The sequence below is a fragment of the Streptomyces sp. NPDC001536 genome (genome assembly GCF_042894505.1).
Classification (GTDB): domain Bacteria; phylum Actinomycetota; class Actinomycetes; order Streptomycetales; family Streptomycetaceae; genus Streptomyces.
The window spans coordinates 114,755-132,569 of sequence record NZ_JBIAVQ010000007.1; the positions used below are offsets into that span (position 1 = coordinate 114,755).

Here is a 17,815-nt window from a genome sequence, read left to right on the forward strand (position 1 = left end):
AAACCCTTGAACGCCCGGGAAATGCGCCGCATTCTTCCTGACATGCGGACCGAACAGCTCGAATACATCGCCGCGGTGACCCGGCTCGGTTCCCTGCGCCGGGCCGCGGAGGAACTGCGCCTTTCCCAGCCCGCGTTGAGCGAGACGGTGCGGAATCTGGAACGGGAGCTGGGCGTGGACCTGCTGGAGCGCAAGCGGTCGGGCGCGACGATGAGCGCGGAGGGGCGGGAGCTGCTGCCGCACATCATCAATGTGCTGGACGCGGTGGACCGGCTGCGGTCGGCGGCGGGTGAGCAGCACCGCATCAGCCGGATGGTGCGGGTGGGCACGGTGAACGCGGCGACCGTGCCGCTGCTGATCCCGGCGGTGCGGGAGTTCCGGGCCACCCATCCGGTGACCCAGGTCGAGGTGGTCGGCGCCCAGCAGAGCGACATCCACCGGGCGCTGTCCGAGGGCGGTTTCGATCTCGGCCTGGTGAACCATCTGGAGGGCGACGACGTGCCGGCGGAGCTGGAGAGCACGGAGCTGCTGCGCGGCCGGCCGGTGGTGTGCCTGCGGCCGGACAGTCCGCTGGCCTCCCGCACCGCCCTGTCGGTGACCGACCTCCTGGACACACCGCTGATCGCGATGCGCTCGGGCTATGTCATGCACCGCTATGTGCACCGGCTGCTGGACGGCCGGGCGCCCTCGTTCGCGTACTCCACCGACGGTGCCGAGATGGGCAAGCTGATGGTGGCGGAGGGGCTCGGGGTGACCGTGCTGCCGGACTTCAGCGTCGTGGACGATCCGCTGGTACGCGGCGGCGCGCTCACCCACCGCCCGCTCACCGACGACTCGACCCGCGTCCTGCTGATGCTCCAGCGCCGCCGCGCGGACCCGGTGCCGCGCGCGGTCCAGGATCTGCGCGATGTGTTCGTGGCGCGGGCCCGGGCGCTGGTCTCAGGAGACTGAACGCCGGGCACCCTTCTGGGCCGGGGCCGGGATCACGGACTCCCAGTGGACGGCTCGGTCGCACCACCGGTGCAGGAGCGTGCGGTCGTGGCCGACGGCGAGCAGGCCCGCGCCGGTGCTGTCGCGGTACTCCTCGACGGCCGCGACCAGCGCGGCGCTCGTGGAGGCGTCCAGCATGGCCGTCATCTCGTCGCAGATCAGCCAGCGCGGGCGGAGGACCAGCGCACGGGCGAGGCAGGCGCGTTGGAGCTGGCCGTCGCTGACCTCGTGCGGGCGCCGGTTCAGCAGGTCGGGGGTCAGGCCCACGGTGGTGGCCAACTCGGCGACCCGGTCCGCCGCCTCCTCACGGCGGCCCGTGGCGCGGAGCGGTTCGGCGATCAGGTCGGTGAGGCGCAGGCGGGGGTCCGCGGAGAGCCTGGGCTGCTGGAAGACGACGCCGAAGGCCGTGCGCTGCTCGCGTGGCGCGCGGTGGCGCCAGCGGCGCACCGGTTCGCCGTCCAACAGCACCGTTCCGGAGTCGGGGCGGTGCAGCAGGGCCGCGACCCGGGCGAGGGTGGACTTGCCGCAGCCGCTGGGGCCGAGCAGGCCGACGGCTTCGCCGGGGGCGACGGTCAGGGACGCGTCCCGGACCACGGGGGTGCGTCGGTCGTATCCGGCCGTGACGGCGCGTAGTTCAAGCACGGATGTCCTCCGGCACGTACGGGTGGTGGCAGGCGACCGTGTCCGCCATCGGCGGCCGGTCGGCGCACGCTTCGGTGGCCCGGTCGCAGCGAGCGGCGAAGGCGCAGCCCCCGGGGAGGTCGCCGAGTTCGGGTGGCATGCCGGGGATGGGGGTGAAGGCACGGTCGGGCAGGGCCTGGAGCAGGCCGCGACCGTAGGGGTGGCGGGGGCCCTGTGTGCCGAAGAAGGCGTCGGCGTCGGTCAGTTCGACGATGCGGCCCGCGTACATGACCGCCACGCGGTCCGCGATGCGTTCGGCCGCGGCAAGGTCGTGGGTGATCATCAGCAGGGCCCGGTCGGCCTCGTCCACATGGCGTCGCAGCTCGTCGACCGTGTGGTCCACCAGGTCGCGGTCGAGTCCGGTCGTCGGTTCGTCGGCGAGCAGCAGGGGTGCGTCGCCGACGAGGGCGAGGGCGGTCGCGGCGCGTTGGGCGAGGCCGCCGGAGAGTTGGTGCGGGTGGCGGTCGAGGTGGTCGGCGGGGAACGCGGCGCGTTCGGCGGCTGCCTCGGCGGCGGCGCGCACCGCCGCGCGTCCCCGTGCTCCGGTCAACTCGCCGACGGTCTCCTCCAGTTGGGAGCGGATCGTCCGTACGGGGGTGAGGTGTGCGGCCGGGCTCTGCGGGATGAGTCCGATACGACGGCCCCGGACCGTGCGGGCCAGCGTGCGCTCGTCCGCCGTGAGCAGGTCGAGGTCGCCGAGGCGGGCCTCGCCGGCGGTCTGCGCGTTGGCCGGGAGCAGGTCCAGCAGGGCGGAGGCCAGGACGGACTTGCCGCAGCCGCTCTCTCCGATCAGCGCCAGGCACTCCCCCGCCGCCACGTCGAAGTGCGCGTCGGTGACGGCGGCGACCCGGCGTCCGCCGGGCATGAGGAAGCGGACCGACAGGCCGCGTACCGACAGGACGGTGGCGGTCACAGCATCAGCTCCGATCGTCTGCGGGGGTTGATCCGTTCCCGCCAGGCCCCCGCGAGACCGGCGATGGCGAGCGTGGGGACGATGAGGAACAGGCCGGGGAAGAGCGTCGGCCACCACTGCCCGGCGAGCAGCGAGCCTCGGGCGTCCTGGACGAGGTTGCCGAGGCTCGCCATGTGGGCGGGCAGCCCGAGTCCCAGGAAGGACAGGGCCGACTCGTGCCACATGGCGTGCGGCACCATCAGTACGGCGGCCAGGGCGGCCTGCGGCAGCACGGCGGGCAGCAGGTGGCGTACGGTCACCCGCCACCTCGACGCGCCTCCGGAGACGGCGGCGTCGATGTACGGGCGCGAGCGCAGGGACAGCACCTCGGCACGGACGATCCGGGCGGTCGACAGCCAGTGGGTGAGCCCGACCGAGACCACCACGGGCCAGATGCCCGGCCGGAACATGGCGACGATGAAGATCCCGAGCAGCAGGTGGGGCACGGACGAGAAGGTGTCGACCAGCCGCATCACGCCCCGGTCGACCCAGCCGCCGAGCGCCCCGGCCGCGGCTCCGACGGCCGTCCCGATCACGGTCGCCGTCAGCGCCGCCACCACACCGACGAGCAGGGACACCCGCAGCCCGTAGACACAGCGCAGGAGCAGATCGCGGCCGACGTCGTCGGTCCCGAACGGGTGGGCCCAGGAAGGCGGTTGCAGTTTCGACGCCAGGTCGACGGTCTGCTGGTCGAGTTGGACCAGGGGCGGGACGAGCAGCACCGCGAGGACCGTCAGGGCGACCAGTGCGACGGAGGTACGCACCCGGACGGCCCGAGTGGAGCGGCGGCGGATGCCGTGGGACCGCCACTCCCTCTCGACTGCGGCCTCAGCCACGGAAATCACATGTCACTGAGCTTCACCCTCGGGTCGAAGAGTCCGTACAGAAGGTCCGCGAACAGGTTGCCGAGCAGCACGGCGGCGGTGGCCAGCGTGGTCAGGGCGGCCAGCAGCGGGAAGTCGACGGCGGTGGCCGCCTGGACCGTGGCCGCGGCGATGCCGGGCCAGCTGAAGACGCTCTCCACCAGGAGGGCGCCGGTGATGAGTTCGGGGACGCGGGAGCCGATCAGGGTCAGCACCGGCAGCAGTCCGGAGCGCAGGGCGTGGCCGAACAGGACGGTGCGTTCGCTCAGGCCCCGGGCGCGGGCGCCGCGTACCGGGTCCTCCGCGAGCGCGTCGGCGACGCCCTGACGGACGTACAGGGTGAACCACGGGAGCTGGGAGACGGCGAGGACCCCGGCGGGCAGGACGAGGTGGCTCGTGACCTGGCCCGCGGTGACCTGTTCGCTGGCGGTGTCGGTGAGGCCGCCCGCCGGGAGGATGTCCAGCCTCAGCGCGAACAGCCAGATGACGAGCAGGGCCACCCAGAACACCGGGGCCGCCGACAGGGTGTAGGCGAGCGAGGTGACCGTGCGGTCCAGCCACCCGCCCTGCCGGTGGGCCGCCAACGCGCCGAACAGGGTGCCCGCGAGCACGGCCACGACGAACGCGACCGCGCACAGCAGCGCGGACCAGACCAGGCGTTCGCCGATCACCTCGGTCACCGGTTGCCGCATCACGCTGGACTGCCCCAGATCGCCGCCGAGCGCGGAGGTGAGCCAGTGCCACCAGCGTTCGGCGAAGGGCTGGTCCACACCGAGGTTGGTCCGCAGCCGGTCCAGGGTCTCCTGGTCGGCGCCCAGGGCGGCGGTCCCGGCGTAGGCCTTGACCGGGTCGAAGGGGGAGGCGGCGGCGATGGCGAACACGCCGAAGGTGACGACGAGGAGGACGGGGACGGCGAACAGGGCCCGCCGTCCAGCCAGTTGCGCCATCGCTCCCCAGGGGAGTCGGGTCACTTCTTCGGCTGCCAGTCCTCGAGGTTCCACCAGGGGCCGCTGGCGAAGCCGTGCTCGTGCGGTTCCAGCTGGGTGGTCAGCCCGTCCCAGCGGTCGGCGAGCACGTAGACGTGGTCGATGTGGGTGAGGAAGGTGGAGCCGGGGTTCTTCACCAGCTCGCGCTGGAGGGTGTCGTACGCCTTCTTCCGGGTCGCCTCGTCGCGGCTGCGGCGGCCGGTGTCGAGGGCCTCGTCGACGGCCGGGTTGTCGTAGCGGCCCATGTTGTTGAAGCCGTTCCCGGCGAGGGAGGAGTGCAGCAGCGTGTAGAGGCCGAAGTCGGGGTCGCCGGTGCTGCCGCCGCCCGCGAGGACCGCGTCGTCCTTCATCCGCGGCTCGATGACCTCCCAGGTGGCGCTCTCCGCCTTCACCTCGATGCCGGCCTTCTTGGCATCGGAGGCGTAGGCGAGGGCGTGATCCTGGCGGACCTTGTCGCCCGAGGGGTAGAGCAGGGTGAACGACGCCTTGCGGCCGTCCTTGGCGCGGACGCCGTCGCCGCCGGCCTTCCAGCCGGCCTCGTCCAGGAGCCGCCGGGCCTTGTCCAGGTCCTGACCGTGTTCGATGCCCTTGGCGAACCAGGGGTCGTCGACCGGCAGCGGCCCGTACGCGGCGCGGCCCGCGCCGTCGAGGATCTTGTCGACCATGGTCTCGCGGTCGACGGCGGCGTCCAGGGCCTGGCGGATCGCGCGGTCACCGGTGACCTCGCCCGCCGTGGGGAGGGTGACGGTCCGGAAGTCGTAGGACTTCGCCTCGTACGTCTTCTTGTCCGCGTCGTCCTTGAAGGCGGCGGCGAGGTCGGGCGGGAGGACGGCGCCGTCCAGGTCGCCGGAGCGCAGCCGGGTGGCGCGTACGTCGTCGTCCTCGACGATCGCCATGGTGAGGGTCTTCACCTTCGGTACGCCGCCCCAGTAGCGGGGGTTGGCCTTGAAGGTGAGCTTCTCGCCCTTGCGCCAGTCGGCCAGGACGTACGGGCCGGTGCCGACCGGCTCGGTGTTGAAGGCGCCGGTGTTGGGGTCCTGCTCGCCGGCGATGTGCTCGGGGACGATCGGCAGGACGGTGCGGGCGGCGAAGGGCGCGTAGGGGTACTTCAGGGTGAAGACGACCCTGTCGTCGCCGTCCGCCCGTACCTCCTTGACGGCGTTCAGTTCGCTGCGGGCGGTGTTGTTGGTCTTCGCGTCCAGGATCGTCTCGTAGGTGAAGACGACGTCGGCGGCGGTCAGCGGCTCGCCGTCGCTGAACTCGACGCCCTCGCGCAGGGTGTAGGTGTACGTGCGGCCGTCGTCCCCGATCTCCGGCAGCGCCTTCGCCAGGGCCGGCCGCAGTTTCAGGTCGGTGTCCCGGGCGAGCAGTCCGTCGAAGATCTTCGAGTTGCCGTCCTTGCCGTACCCGAGCAGCGGGCTGAGGGTGTCCGGCTCCGAACTCACCCCGATCACCACCGAGTCGGCGGCCGCGCCGTCGCTCGCGCTTTCGCCCGGCGCCGAGCACGCGGCGACCCCGCCCGCCATCGCCGTGGCGACGGCGGCGCCTCGTATCCATCGGGTCGTCATGAGCTCCCCCTATTGAAGATTATTAGTTGTTGCATATTAAGTGCAATAGAGGGTGCGGCTGTCACCTGAGTCGACTCGTACGTGCCGCGGCGTCCGTCAGGGGGAACTCGACCGCGCGACGGGCAGGTCAGCGCAGGGACTGGACCGCGTAGAGGGCTCCGAGGGCGCAGGCCAGGCCGCCCAGGAGCATGCGCAGTGCCGTCTCGGGGAGGCGGGGCTGGAGGTGTGCGCCGAGGTAGCCGCCGATCAGGCCGCCGACGCCGCAGGCCAGGCCCAGGGACCAGTCCGGGGCGATGTCGCCGGAACCGGCGAGGGACAGCAGCGCGAAGGTCGCGGCACCGGCCACCGAGGTGACGAAGGTGGAGGCGAGCGCTGCCGGGGCGACCTGGGCGACGGGCATGCCGCGGCCGACCAGGACCGGCCCGAGGAGGGAGCCGCCGCCGATGCCGTAGATCCCCCCGAGGACCCCGACGACCAGGGCCAGTCCGCTGATGGCGCGCGGCGACGGAGCCGCTGTCGCTGCCGCCCGGGCGGGCCGCAGGGTGCGACCGACGAGCCACAGGCCCAGCGGGATCAGCAGACCGGCGACCAGCAGACGGAAGACCGTGGCCCCGGGGACGGCGAAGACCCGCACCACCGCGCCGATGACCACTCCCGGCAGGGTGCCGGCCACCAGAAGCCGGGCCAGCGGGCTGTTCAGCAGACCGTCCCGGCGGTAGCGCAACAAAGCTCCCGGCCCGGCCACCACGTTGAACAGCAGGTTGGTGGGAGTGACGGCCGGACTGGGCACGCCGAGCACGCTCAGCTGTACGGGCAACAGGAACACGGCGCCCGAGACCCCGACCGGTGCGGTCACCACCGCGATCGTCAGTCCGGCGACCAGACCGTACAGCTCCGTCGGCGCTGCCATTGCTCCCCCGGTCTCGAATGCGAGGAGCAAGTGAAACATGCCGACGGGGCGTGGACCTTCATCGATGACGGGCTCGGGCCCGCTCCGTCAGAGAGCGGCGGACGAGTCGGGCGGTACGCCGGGGTCAGTCGTCCTCCGGTGCCGGGACCACGACCAGGAACGCGTCCGACTTCAGGTCCATGACGACCGTCGCCGGTTCACCCTTCTCGCGTCGCTCCGCCGCGTACTCCTCCGCCGGCCACGATCCGCGCGGAGCTCCCGCAGGGAACCGCTCCAACACCTTCGCGCTCATAGCGGAAGACACCTCCAGCATCGGCCTTCGAGTCGTAACGACGAGCGAGCGTCGTGCCTTTCGCCTGCCCGTATCCGACGCGTTCATGTCCCGGCGACCCGAACTCGTATGACGGAACCGGTCACTTGGAGGCGGGGAACGCGCCGGCCCCGGGCCACCACGCGACGGCCCCGAGATCGCGGGCCAGCGCGGGGACGAGCAGCGAGCGCACGACCAGGGTGTCGAGGAGCACCCCGAAGGCGACGATGAACGCGATCTGCGCCAGGAACGCCAGCGGGATCACCCCGAGCGCGGCGAACGTCGCCGCGAGCACCACGCCGGCCGAGGTGATCACGCCCCCGGTGCCGACGAGACCACGCAACACTCCCTGGCGCACCCCGTGGAGCAGGGACTCCTCCCGCACCCGGGACATGAGGAAGATGTTGTAGTCGACGCCGAGGGCGACGAGGAACACGAAGCCGTACAGCGGCACCGACGGATCGGTACCGCCGAAGCCGAACACATGCCGGAAGACCAGGGCCGAAACGCCCAGCGTGGCGAGGTAGTTGAGCGCCACGGTGGCCACCAGCAGGGCGGGCAGCAGCAGGGAGCGCAGCAGAACGGTCAGGATCACGAAGATGATCACGAGGACGACGGGGACGATGAGTGTGCGGTCCCGTTCGGCCGTCCGCAGGGTGTCGTACTGCTGGGCCGTGTAGCCGCCGACGAGGGCGTCCGCGCCGGGCACCGCGTGCAGAGCCGTGCGCAGCCGGGCCACGGTCTCCTTGGCGGCGTCGCTGTCGGCGGCGGACGCCAGCGTGACGTCGACCCGTACCCGTCCGCCGACGACCAGCGGGTCACCGCCGGGCCGCCCGGACTCCGTGACGCCCGCCGCGGCGGCCACGCCCTGGGTGGACAGGGCCGTGCGGACGACGCGGTCGAGGTGGTCGGCGTCGGCGATGACGACGGCGGGGTTGCCGGAGCCGCCGGGGAAGTGCCGGGCGAGCGTCTGCTGCGCGGTCACGGAGGGCGCCTGGTCCACGAAGGACTCGGCGAGCGGGACACCTCGGGAGCTGAGGGTGGGCGCGAAGGCGGCGCAGGCCAGCAGACCCGCGAGGCTCAGGGCCCACACCTTGCGGGGCGCGCGGTCGACCAGGGCGGCGACGCGCCGCCAGACACCATGACCGGCGGTCGTGGGGCGTGGGGCGGCCGGCCAGTACGCGGAGCGGCCCAGCAGGACGAGCACCGCCGGCAGGAAGGTCAGCGAACTGAGCACGGCGCAGCCGATGCCGATCGCGCCGACCGGCCCGAGCGCGCGGTTGTTGGTGAGGTCGCTGATCAGCAGGGCGAGCAGCCCCAGGGCGACGGTCGCGGCGCTGGCCACGATCGCTCCCCACGACTGCCGCAGCGCGGCCCGCACGGCCGCGAACCGGTCGGTCCGCGCGGCCAGTTCCTCCCGGTAACGCGCCGTCAGCAACAGGGCGTAATCGGTGGCGGCGCCGATGACCAGGATGGACAGGATGCCCTGGACCTGGCCGTCGACCCTGACGACGTCATGGTCGGCGAGGACGTAGACGACGGCGCAGGCGAGGCCGAGCGCGAAGACGGCCCCGAGGATGATCACGAGGGGCAGCAGCACGCTGCGGTAGACGAGCAGCAGGATGACCAGGACGGTGGCCAGGGCGACGGCCAGGAGCAGTCCGTCGATGCCGGCGAAGGCTTCCGACAGGTCCGCCTGGGTCGCCGCCGGGCCCGCCAGCTGGACGGTGCTGCCGGGGACGCGCTCGGCGGCGTCGCGGACGCGGTCGAGGGCGTCGGGGAGCCGGTCGCCGAGGTCGGGCCTGAGCTGGACGACGCCTTCCAGGGCCTCGCGGTCCTTGGAGACGAGCGCGGGCGACACGTTCCCGACCACGCCCGGCAGGTCGCCGAGGGAGGCGAGCGCGGCTCCGGCCGCGGCTTGGCGGTCCTGGACCGGGCCGCCCTTCTCGTCGGTCCAGACGACGATCACCGGTAGCGACTCGTCCTGCCGGAAGGCCCGTTGGGCGGCGATGACCTCGGTGGATTCGGCGCTGCGCGGCAGGAAGGCGGCCTGGTCGTTGGTGGCGACCTCGCCGAGCCGTCCGGCGTAGGGGCCCAGGACGCCTCCGATGCCGAGCCAGACGACGAGCAGGAGGAACGGCACGAGGAAGCGGCCTCGGCGCGGGGTGAGGGACATGGTTCTCCCGGTCGATGAACAGGTACCTCAACGAAGTGTCTCAACAATAAACAATCTCAATCATTGAGCTTTCTCTGGGTAGGGGGTCCCTGGATGCAGCCGAGGCGGAGTTCTTCAGGTCCCCGTGGACCTGAGCGTCGACATCTCCTCGTTCATCGCCGCGAGGAAACGGGCCGCCACCGCGAGTTCCTCCTCCGTGAAGCGCGCGCGAGCCTGCTCGGCGGCCCTGGCGAGAGGACGGAAGTACGTACGGGCCGCCACCTTGGCGTCGGACGCGTAGTACAGGTGCACCACCCGCCGGTCGCTGCTCTCCCTGACGCGGCGGATGTGGCCGGCCCCCTCCAGCCGGTCCAGACAGGCGGTGACGGCTCCGGAGGTCAGCCCGAGGTGTGCGCGCAGCCGCCCCGGCGTCATCGGCCCGTCGGCGTCCAGGATGGCCGCCAGCGCCTGCACATCGGTGGCGTGCAGTCCGTGCTCCCCGGCGAACCCGTGGACCAGACGGTTGATCTCGCCGTTCATCCGCCGCAGCTGGACGGCGAGCGATTGAAGATCGGTCCCCGGGGGAACTGCGGGAGGTCCCGCGGTCGCGGTGTGCTGGTCCGGGTCGTCTGCTGTGGCCACGCGAGCAGCCTATAGAAGCGCCCGCATCCGTTACGGCTCCGGCGGTGGAAGTGATCACAGGGGGTACGTCGAGACGGAGGACCGAGGACTGATGAACGCCGAGGACACCGGACCCGGGCCGCGCTGCCTGGTGACCGGCGCTACGGGATACATCGGAGGCCGGCTCGTCCCCGTGCTGCTGGCCGAGGGGTGTCGGGTGCGCTGTCTGGCCCGGTCCCCCGGCAAGCTGCGCGACCATCCCTGGGCGGGCGAGGCGGAGGTGGTGCGCGGGGACGTGCTGGACGAGGAGGCGGTCGCCGACGCCATGCGCGGGATCGACGTCGCCTACTACCTGGTCCACGCGCTCGGCACCGGCGACACCTTCGAGGAGACCGACCGGCGGGCGGCCCGGATCTTCGGCGAGCGGGCCCGCGCCGCGGGCGTACGGCGGATCGTCTACCTGGGCGGACTCACCCCCGAAGGTGTGCCGGAGCGGGAGCTGTCGCCGCATCTGCGCTCACGGGCCGAGGTGGGCCGCATCCTGCTGGCCTCCGGCGTGCCCGCCACCGTCCTGCGGGCGGCGGTCGTCATCGGCTCGGGCTCGGCGTCCTTCGAGATGCTGCGCTACCTCACCGAACGGCTGCCGGTGATGGTGACCCCGAGCTGGGTCAGCACCCGGATCCAGCCGGTGGCGGTGCGGGACGTGCTGCGCGCCCTCGCCGGGAGCGCCCGTATGCCGGCCGAGGTCAACCGCGCCTTCGACATCGGCGGGCCGGACGTCCTCACCTACCGGGAGATGATGACCCGGTACGCGGCCGTCGCGGAGCTTCCGCGGCGGATCATCCTCCCCGTGCCCGTGCTCACCCCCGGCCTGTCCAGTCACTGGGTCGGACTGGTGACGCCCGTACCGGCCGCCATCGCGCGGCCGCTCGCCGAGTCCCTGCGCCACGAGGTCGTCTGCCGCGAGCACGACATCGCCCGGTACGTGCCCGATCCGCCCGGCCATCCCATCGGCTTCGACGAGGCGGTACGGCTGGCCCTCCAGCGGGTCCGCGACGCACAGGTGACGACACGCTGGTCCTCGGCGTCGTTCCCCGGCGCCCCCAGCGACCCGCTGCCCACCGACCCCGACTGGGCCGGCGGCAGCCTGTACACGGATGTGCGGGAGCTGCCCGTGAACGCCTCACGGCCGGACCTGTGGCGGGTCATCGAGGGAATCGGCGGCGACAACGGCTGGTACTCCTTCCCGCTGGCCTGGGCCGTGCGCGGCAATCTGGACCGGCTGGTCGGCGGTGTCGGTCTGCGCCGGGGGCGCCGTGACGCGGCACGGCTGCGGGCCGGCGACTCGCTGGACTTCTGGCGGGTGGAGGAGATCGAGCCGGGGCGTCTGCTGCGGCTGCGGGCCGAGATGCGGCTGCCCGGCCTCGCCTGGCTGGAGATGTACGCGGAGACCGACGACGACGGCCGCACCCGCTACCGGCAGCGGGCCCTGTTCCATCCGCACGGGCTGCTCGGCCACGCGTACTGGTGGAGCGTCTCCCCCTTCCACGCCGTGGTGTTCGGCGGGATGGCCCGCAACATCGCACGCACCGCAGGCCGCACCGCGACCACCGAGACACGCCATCCCTCCCCCGCCGGCTGACACCCCGCACATCCATCGACCGTCGCCCGTCGGCGGACGCCGCCACCACCGCCCGTCGCCCCCTCCTCCGGAGCCCGCACCATGACCGTCTCGATCGTCCTGTTCACCGCCGACCTGCGCCTCCACGACCACCCGCCCCTGCGGGCTGCGAACGAGGCCGCTGAGGTGATCCCCCTGTTCGTGCGCGACCGGGGAGTGACCGACGCCGGGTTCGCCGCGCCGAACCGGCTGGCCTTCCTCGCCGACTGTCTGCGGGATCTCGACGCGGGGCTGCGCGAGCGGGGCGGCCGCCTGGTGATCCGCTCCGGTGACGTCGTCGAGGAGGTGTGCAAGGTGGCCGCCGAGACGGACGCCGACGAGGTCCACATGGCGGCCGACGTCAGCGCCTACGCGCACCGGCGCGAACAGCGGCTCAGACACGCGCTGGAGGCGGAGGGCCGACGGCTCCACGTCCACGACACCGTGACCTCGGCGGTCCCGCCGGGCGCGGTGGCACCGGCCTCCTCGGACCACTTCGCCGTCTTCACGCCGTACTTCCGGCACTGGAGCGGCGTACGGCTGCGCGAGCCCGTCGCGGCCCCGCGCGCGGTCCGGGTCCCGGACGGCGTCGGCTCGGAGCGGCTGCCCGACCGCGGCCGGCTGCCGGCCCTCTCGGAAGGCCTGGCGGCCGGCGGGGAGGAGGCGGGCCGGGCTCGTACGACCTCCTGGCTGCGCGACGGCATCGCCGCGTACGAGGACCGCCACGACGACCTGGCCGGGGACGCCACCTCGCGCTTCTCGCCGCATCTGCACTTCGGCACCCTGTCCCCGGTCGAACTGGTCCACCGGGCGCGCAAGGCGGGAGGACCGGGCGCCGAGGCCTTCGTACGACAGCTCGCCTGGCGGGACTTCCACCGTCAGGTCCTCGCGGCCCGCCCCGCCGCCGCCACCGCCGACTACCGTACGAAGCACGACCGTTGGCGGTCCGAGGAGTCGGCGCGCGAGGACATCGAGGCCTGGAAGGACGGGCGTACCGGTTTCCCGGTCGTCGACGCGGCGATGCGCCAACTGCGCCACGAGGGCTGGATGCACAACCGCGGCCGGCTGCTCACCGCGAGCTTCCTCACCAAGACGCTGTACGTCGACTGGCGCGTCGGCGCGCGGCACTTCCTGGAGCTCCTGGTCGACGGCGACCTGGCGAACAACCAGCTCAACTGGCAGTGGATGGCGGGCACCGGCACCGACTCCCGTCCCAACCGGGTTCTCAACCCGGTCACCCAGGCGAGGAAATACGACCCGGACGGAGCGTACGTCCGGCGCTGGGTGCCCGAACTGGCGGGCCTCGACGCCCCTTCGGTGCACGAGCCGTGGAAGCTGCGCGGCCTGGACCGCGCGGCGATCGACGACTATCCGGACCCGATCGTCGAACTGTCCGACGGTCTGGCCCGGTTCAAGCGGGCCCGCGGACTCGGCTGAGGCGGGCCCGCACGGTCACTGTCGTCCGCTCATGCCCGCGAACGCGCCGGCCAGGATCCCGACCGCGTCCTTCAGGGTCGCCGGGCGCGGCAGTTCGCGCGTCGCCGGTCCCGACCAGCCGGGTCCGCCGACCACCACCAGGGGCTGTCGCCGGGCGCCCTTGACGCCCCACGAGGTGCCGGCGACATGCCGGGCCAGGGGCAGGCCGGCGGTGGACCGTGCCTGCGCCCACAGGAACACCGCCACGGGACCCAGCCGCTGTACCGCGGCGGTGAGCGCCTCGCCGGGCACCGCCGCACCGAACATCCTGGTGGGCAGGCCGAGTTCACACAGCGCGGCGTTGAGCGCCTCGACCGCCAGGGTGTGCTGTTCACCGGGCGCGCAGGCCAGGACGACGGGCCCGGCGGCCGAGGCACCGCCCTGAAGCGCGGCGGACGGTGTGCGCCGGCGCAGCGTGGTCGACACATGCCAGGACAGCAGATGCTCGACCTCCACGTAACGGTCGCCGGACGACGCCCACTTGCGCCCCACCGCGTGCAGCGTGGGCACCATCACCTCCTGCCAGGCGACGGTGACTCCGTACCGCTCCACGGCGGCTTCCAGCTGACGCTCGACGGCGGGGGCGTCGAGCCGCACGGCGGCTCGCGCGAGCCCCCGGCACTCCTGGCGCACATCGCCGAGCGGCAGTGTGCCCGCCGCCCGCGACCGCGGCCGGGACTCCTCGGGGACGCCGACGACGGCCGGCGGGGAGCCCGGCGCCCGCTTGGCGAGGCGGGCGGCCTCGGCCGGCGGCACCCCGGAGGAGGTCAGCCGGCACATCCTCTCCAGTACCTCGACGTCCCCGGGGCTCCAGCGACGGTGGCGTCCGTCGGCGCGCACCGCGGGCCCGATGCCGTAGCGGCGGTCCCAGGAACGCAGCGTGGTGGGCGAGACCCCCAGCCGCCGGGCCAGCGCACCGGTCGTCAGCGGCACGTCGGCGCTCTCCGGGGACGGTCCCGGTGGGGGCTGGGGCCCCGGTCCGGCCGACGGCTCAGTCATGGGGGGACTGTACGACGCATACGACGCAGAATCGATGCACGTTGATGACCTCGCCCGACCGCTTCCACGATGGCTGACAGGACGCGTCCGGAAGACGTCCCGACGTGAGGAGCGGTCGCCATGAGCCAGCAGCGGAACGCCGCGCTCCCGTCGGCCGCCGCTTCGCTGTGGGCACCGGTGGAGGAGTCGTACGCCGACGAGGAGCTCGCCCGGGGCCTGGTGGCCGGCGACGAGGCGTGCCTGGAGGCGGCCTACCGCCGTTGGTCGACGCTGGTGCACACCCTGGCCTGGCGTTCCCTGGGGGACCGCAGGGAGGCCGAGGACGTGACCCAGCAGGTGTTCCTGGGGGTGTGGCGGGGCCGCGGCGGATTCCGTCCCGAGCGGGGCGCGTTCGGTGGCTGGATCGTCGGCATCACCAGGCGGAAGATCGCCGACGCGCTCGCCGCCCGGACCCGCCGCACCGACCTCCTCGCCGCCGCCGGCTCCTCCCTGCCGCTCACGGATCCCTCCGCGCGGGAGCCCGAGTCGGTCCTGGACCGGGTCCTGGACCGGGTCCTGGTCCGGCAGGAGCTGGCGAAGCTGCCCTCGGCCCAGCAGAAGGTCCTGAGGCTGGCCTTCTACGAGGACCTGACCCAGTCGCAGATCGCGGAGTGCACCGGCTGGCCGCTGGGCACGGTCAAGAGCCACGCGCGGCGCGGACTTCACCTGCTGCACCGCCGTCTGCGGGACGACGCGTTCGGCTAGGCGGCACGCCCCCGCATCCGCCGCCGGGCCCGCTCCGGAAGAAGGAGACACGACAGCCTCCGGGGAGAGTCGGTGCTCCCCGGAGGCTGTCGTGACCTCTACACATAAGGGAAAAATAAGCGCAGAATGTACCTGCGCGGCGCTTACCGCACACCGCACCAGACGCGGTCTGGCCTGCAAGTCAAAGGAGACGAGTCATGGCCAACGTCTCGCCCACCAGAGGTGACATCACCAGCCACCCCGATGTTTCCGAAATGCGGGCACGGTACGCCCGTATGCTCGGCGGTCGCGATGTGGCGCTCGTGGACGGACCGGTGTTCCTGCTCGGTCTGTACTGTGCCGTATCCCCCTGGATACTCCACTACACGACGAGCCAGCCCGACCTCGTGCCGCACAACCTGATCGTGGGCATCGCGATCGGCCTGCTGGCCCTCGGGTTCACCCGGGCTCCGGAGCGTATGTACGGCCTCAGCTGGGCCTTCTGCGCGGTCGGACTGTGGATGATCGTCTCGGCGTGGATCGTGGGCGACAGCCCGGACGCCGGCGTCATCCTGAACAACATCATCATCGGCGCCCTGGCCCTGATCCTGGGGCTGATGTGCGCGGTCACCGCGGCGAAGAGCACCCCCAGGACGTAGGAAGACCCGGAGAGGAAGCGACCCCGGCCGGTCCGCGCCCCGCGGGCCGGCCGCTCCCGGTCACGGCACCAGCCACGGCTCCTGCGGGAGCGGACTGCCGGTCTCCAGCAGCGACTTGAGGTTGGACAGCACCGCCGCCCAGCCGGCGGCCGCGGCGGCGCGCTCACTGTCGTCGGCCAGGTTCTCGTGGGTCACGGTGAGCCGGACGATGTCGCCGTGCTGCCGGATGTCGAAGGTGACCCGGGAGTGCTTGTCGTCCTGGCCCTCGTCCTCGGGCGCGGCCCAGCTGGTGACGAGGCGGGTGGGACGCTCGCTCTCCACGACGGTGCCGACGACGTCGGCGATGCCGGAGCCGTCCGTCCGTACATGCTCCCAGCGGGACCCCTGCTTCCAGTCGGAGACATTGCCGTGCCCCCAGTAGGCCGCGGTCAGGTCGGCGTCGGTGAGGGCGTCCCAGACCTTCTCGGGTGTGCTCTCGATGTAGGTGACGTACACGAACGTGGGCTTGTCGGTCATGGCTTCCTCGGCTCGTCGCTTCACGGCACCGAGCGCGCTCAGGCGCGGGCGCTCGAACTTGTCGATCCACCGCTCCTGGATCTCGTGGAGCGGGACCGGATTGAGGTAGTGCAGCTTCTCCCGCCCCCGCCGCACGGTGCTGACCAGGTTGGCGGCCTCCAGGACGGCCAGGTGCTGGGTCACCGACTGGCGCGTCATGGCGATCCGCCCGCACAGCTCCCCGAGCGTCTGACCGTTGTGCTCGTGCAGCCGGTCCAGCAGCCGTCTGCGCGTGTCGTCGGCCAGCGCCTTGAAGACCTGGTCCATTCCGGAGTCGCTCCCTGATCGCACACTCAACGTTATGCAGGTATTTACCTGCATGTCAACGCGGCACATAAAGAGGTGTCCGGGAGCAGGGGCGGCTGCCACGCTCCTCCCATGGATCACTGCGAGGTGTTGCTCATCGGCGGCCGCGCCGGTGTCGGCAAGACGAGCGTGGGCTGGGAGGTCTCGGCGCGGCTGCGCGGCGCCGAGGTCGCGCACGCCGTGATCGACGGGGACTTCATGGGGCAGGTGCACCCCGCACCCGAGGGGGATCCGCACCGGGCGGCGATCGGCGAGCGCAATCTGACCGCCGTGTGGCGCAACTACGCCGAACTCGGCTACCGGCGGCTCGTGTACGTGAACACGGTGAGCGTCCTGGACGAGGCGACGGGGATGTTCCGCCGGGCGATGGGCGACGCCGTGCGGATCGTCCGGGTCCTGCTCACCGCGACCGACGAGACGACCGAACGGCGGCTGACGGGACGGGAGTTGGGCTCCGAACTGGACACGGAACTGCGCAACAGCGCACGCAAGGCACGGCTGCTGGACGAGCGTGCGCCCGCCGGCACCCTGCGGGTGGGGACCGCCGGGCGCACCGTGATCGACATCGCGGCCGAGGTGGTGGCCGCCACCGGATGGGTTCCGGCGCGGATCAGCTGACGTTCAGCGCCGTGTCGTCGACGACGAACGACGTCTGGAGCGTGGAACCCTCCGTGCCACCTGCACCTTGAGGGTGTCGTAGGCGGTGCTGGTAGTGGTTTCCGCGGAGGGCGAGGAGTCCTGGCCCAGCGGGGCGGTGTGGTGGACGGTGCATGGCAAGCCAGGAACTGAACAGGCATCGCTTCGGAGACCGGGCCAGAGCTTGACGCGCTGTTGACCGGTGGTTGAAACCGAACGGACTGTACGCGCGCCCCGGGGGCATCCGAACTACTGCGGGGGTCTTGAGAAGAGGGGCGGAGATGGAGATCTCGGGCATCATCAGCGCGATCGTGATCGGCATCGTCATCGGTGTGCTGGGCCGGCTCGTGATCCCGGGCCGGCAGCGCATCGGGATCCTGCTGACCATCGTCGTCGGCATCGTGGCCGCACTGCTCGGCTCGGCGATCGCCGCGGGGTTCGACGTGGCCGACACCAAGGGCATCGACTGGGTCGAGTGGCTCATCCAGATCGGCCTCGCCGCGCTCGGCGTCGCCGCGCTGGACCGGTCGCGGCCGAGGGCGCGCCGCTGACGGGGCGCGACGGGTTCGACGGTACGGCGGGTGTGACGAGCACTGCGCATGTGACGCGCACGGCGAGTGTGACGAGCACAGTGGTGTGAGGCGCACGGTGGATGTGACCGGCACGATGGGTGTGACGGGCACGACCGTTGCGGCAAGTACGGCAGACAGGTGCGGCGGGTGCGACCGGTGGCACGAAATCCCGTTGCGGGCACGGTCCGGCGGT

18 protein-coding genes are annotated in these 17,815 nt (G+C 72.3%); 7 read left to right on the forward strand and 11 right to left on the reverse strand.

Annotation, left to right across the window (positions count from 1 at the left end; genetic code table 11):
* Positions 1–42: 42 nt before the first annotated feature.
* Positions 43–951, forward strand: coding sequence for a LysR family transcriptional regulator (locus ACFY0U_RS20480; RefSeq protein WP_388637526.1), 909 nt, complete (start codon positions 43–45; stop codon positions 949–951).
* Here ACFY0U_RS20480 and ACFY0U_RS20485 read toward each other — a convergent pair.
* From ACFY0U_RS20485 to ACFY0U_RS20525, 9 genes are all read right to left on the reverse strand, one after another.
* Positions 940–1,632, reverse strand: coding sequence for an ABC transporter ATP-binding protein (locus ACFY0U_RS20485; protein WP_388637528.1), 693 nt, complete (start codon positions 1,630–1,632; stop codon positions 940–942). The two genes, ACFY0U_RS20480 and ACFY0U_RS20485, sit on opposite strands and share 12 nt — an antisense overlap.
* Positions 1,625–2,536 (reverse strand): ABC transporter ATP-binding protein, encoded by a 912-nt coding sequence (locus ACFY0U_RS20490; RefSeq protein WP_388638260.1) that lies wholly within the window; start codon positions 2,534–2,536, stop codon positions 1,625–1,627. The genes ACFY0U_RS20485 and ACFY0U_RS20490 overlap by 8 nt, the downstream gene beginning before the upstream one ends.
* Positions 2,537–2,580: 44 nt before the next feature.
* Entirely contained in the window at positions 2,581–3,468 is an 888-nt protein-coding gene (locus ACFY0U_RS20495; RefSeq protein WP_388637530.1) for an ABC transporter permease, read from the reverse strand.
* Complete coding sequence (locus tag ACFY0U_RS20500) at positions 3,465–4,433, reverse strand: ABC transporter permease (protein WP_388637532.1); 969 nt, start codon at positions 4,431–4,433, stop codon at positions 3,465–3,467. The genes ACFY0U_RS20495 and ACFY0U_RS20500 overlap by 4 nt, the downstream gene beginning before the upstream one ends.
* 20 nt (positions 4,434–4,453) lie before the next feature.
* Positions 4,454–6,040, reverse strand: a complete 1,587-nt coding sequence (locus ACFY0U_RS20505; RefSeq protein WP_388637534.1) for an ABC transporter substrate-binding protein — start codon at positions 6,038–6,040, stop codon at positions 4,454–4,456.
* Positions 6,041–6,167: 127 nt separating this feature from the next.
* The gene (locus ACFY0U_RS20510; protein WP_388637536.1) at positions 6,168–6,950 is read right to left on the reverse strand and encodes a sulfite exporter TauE/SafE family protein; all 783 of its coding nucleotides are present in this window, start codon (positions 6,948–6,950) and stop codon (positions 6,168–6,170) included.
* Positions 6,951–7,074: 124 nt separating this feature from the next.
* Positions 7,075–7,263 carry a hypothetical protein gene (locus tag ACFY0U_RS20515; protein ID WP_388637538.1) on the reverse strand — a complete coding sequence of 63 codons (189 nt, stop codon included), beginning with the start codon at positions 7,261–7,263 and terminating at the stop codon, positions 7,075–7,077.
* A gap of 100 nt (positions 7,264–7,363) precedes the next feature.
* Complete coding sequence (locus ACFY0U_RS20520; RefSeq protein ID WP_388637540.1) at positions 7,364–9,436, reverse strand: MMPL family transporter; 2,073 nt, start codon at positions 9,434–9,436, stop codon at positions 7,364–7,366.
* Between the two features lie 114 nt (positions 9,437–9,550).
* Positions 9,551–10,057, reverse strand: a complete 507-nt coding sequence (locus ACFY0U_RS20525) for a MarR family winged helix-turn-helix transcriptional regulator (RefSeq protein WP_388637542.1) — start codon at positions 10,055–10,057, stop codon at positions 9,551–9,553.
* 91 nt (positions 10,058–10,148) lie between these two features.
* On the opposite strand from ACFY0U_RS20525, the gene ACFY0U_RS20530 reads away from it, so the two are divergent.
* Positions 10,149–11,678 (forward strand): SDR family oxidoreductase, encoded by a 1,530-nt coding sequence (locus ACFY0U_RS20530; RefSeq protein ID WP_388637544.1) that lies wholly within the window; start codon positions 10,149–10,151, stop codon positions 11,676–11,678.
* Positions 11,679–11,759: 81 nt separating this feature from the next.
* On the forward strand, positions 11,760–13,133 hold the full coding sequence (locus tag ACFY0U_RS20535) for a cryptochrome/photolyase family protein (protein WP_388637546.1): 1,374 nt from the start codon (positions 11,760–11,762) through the stop codon (positions 13,131–13,133).
* A 15-nt stretch (positions 13,134–13,148) separates the two neighbouring features.
* Here the strand turns inward: ACFY0U_RS20535 and ACFY0U_RS20540 are convergent, their stop codons facing one another.
* Positions 13,149–14,171 (reverse strand): MerR family transcriptional regulator, encoded by a 1,023-nt coding sequence (locus ACFY0U_RS20540; protein ID WP_388637549.1) that lies wholly within the window; start codon positions 14,169–14,171, stop codon positions 13,149–13,151.
* Positions 14,172–14,291: 120 nt separating this feature from the next.
* Here ACFY0U_RS20540 and ACFY0U_RS20545 point away from each other — a divergent pair, with 120 nt between their 5' ends.
* Positions 14,292–14,915 (forward strand): sigma-70 family RNA polymerase sigma factor, encoded by a 624-nt coding sequence (locus ACFY0U_RS20545; RefSeq protein ID WP_388637552.1) that lies wholly within the window; start codon positions 14,292–14,294, stop codon positions 14,913–14,915.
* Positions 14,916–15,112: 197 nt separating this feature from the next.
* The gene (locus ACFY0U_RS20550) at positions 15,113–15,553 is read left to right on the forward strand and encodes an SPW repeat protein (RefSeq protein ID WP_388637555.1); all 441 of its coding nucleotides are present in this window, start codon (positions 15,113–15,115) and stop codon (positions 15,551–15,553) included.
* 60 nt (positions 15,554–15,613) lie between these two features.
* Here the strand turns inward: ACFY0U_RS20550 and ACFY0U_RS20555 are convergent, their stop codons facing one another.
* The gene (locus ACFY0U_RS20555) at positions 15,614–16,375 is read right to left on the reverse strand and encodes an ArsR/SmtB family transcription factor (RefSeq protein WP_388637558.1); all 762 of its coding nucleotides are present in this window, start codon (positions 16,373–16,375) and stop codon (positions 15,614–15,616) included.
* A gap of 111 nt (positions 16,376–16,486) precedes the next feature.
* Between ACFY0U_RS20555 and ACFY0U_RS20560 the strand changes: the two genes are divergently transcribed.
* Together ACFY0U_RS20560 and ACFY0U_RS20565 are read left to right on the forward strand one after the other, a co-directional pair.
* Entirely contained in the window at positions 16,487–17,032 is a 546-nt protein-coding gene (locus tag ACFY0U_RS20560) for a hypothetical protein (protein WP_388637561.1), read from the forward strand.
* Between the two features lie 299 nt (positions 17,033–17,331).
* Complete coding sequence (locus ACFY0U_RS20565) at positions 17,332–17,601, forward strand: GlsB/YeaQ/YmgE family stress response membrane protein (protein WP_361488962.1); 270 nt, start codon at positions 17,332–17,334, stop codon at positions 17,599–17,601.
* Positions 17,602–17,815: the final 214 nt, after the last annotated feature.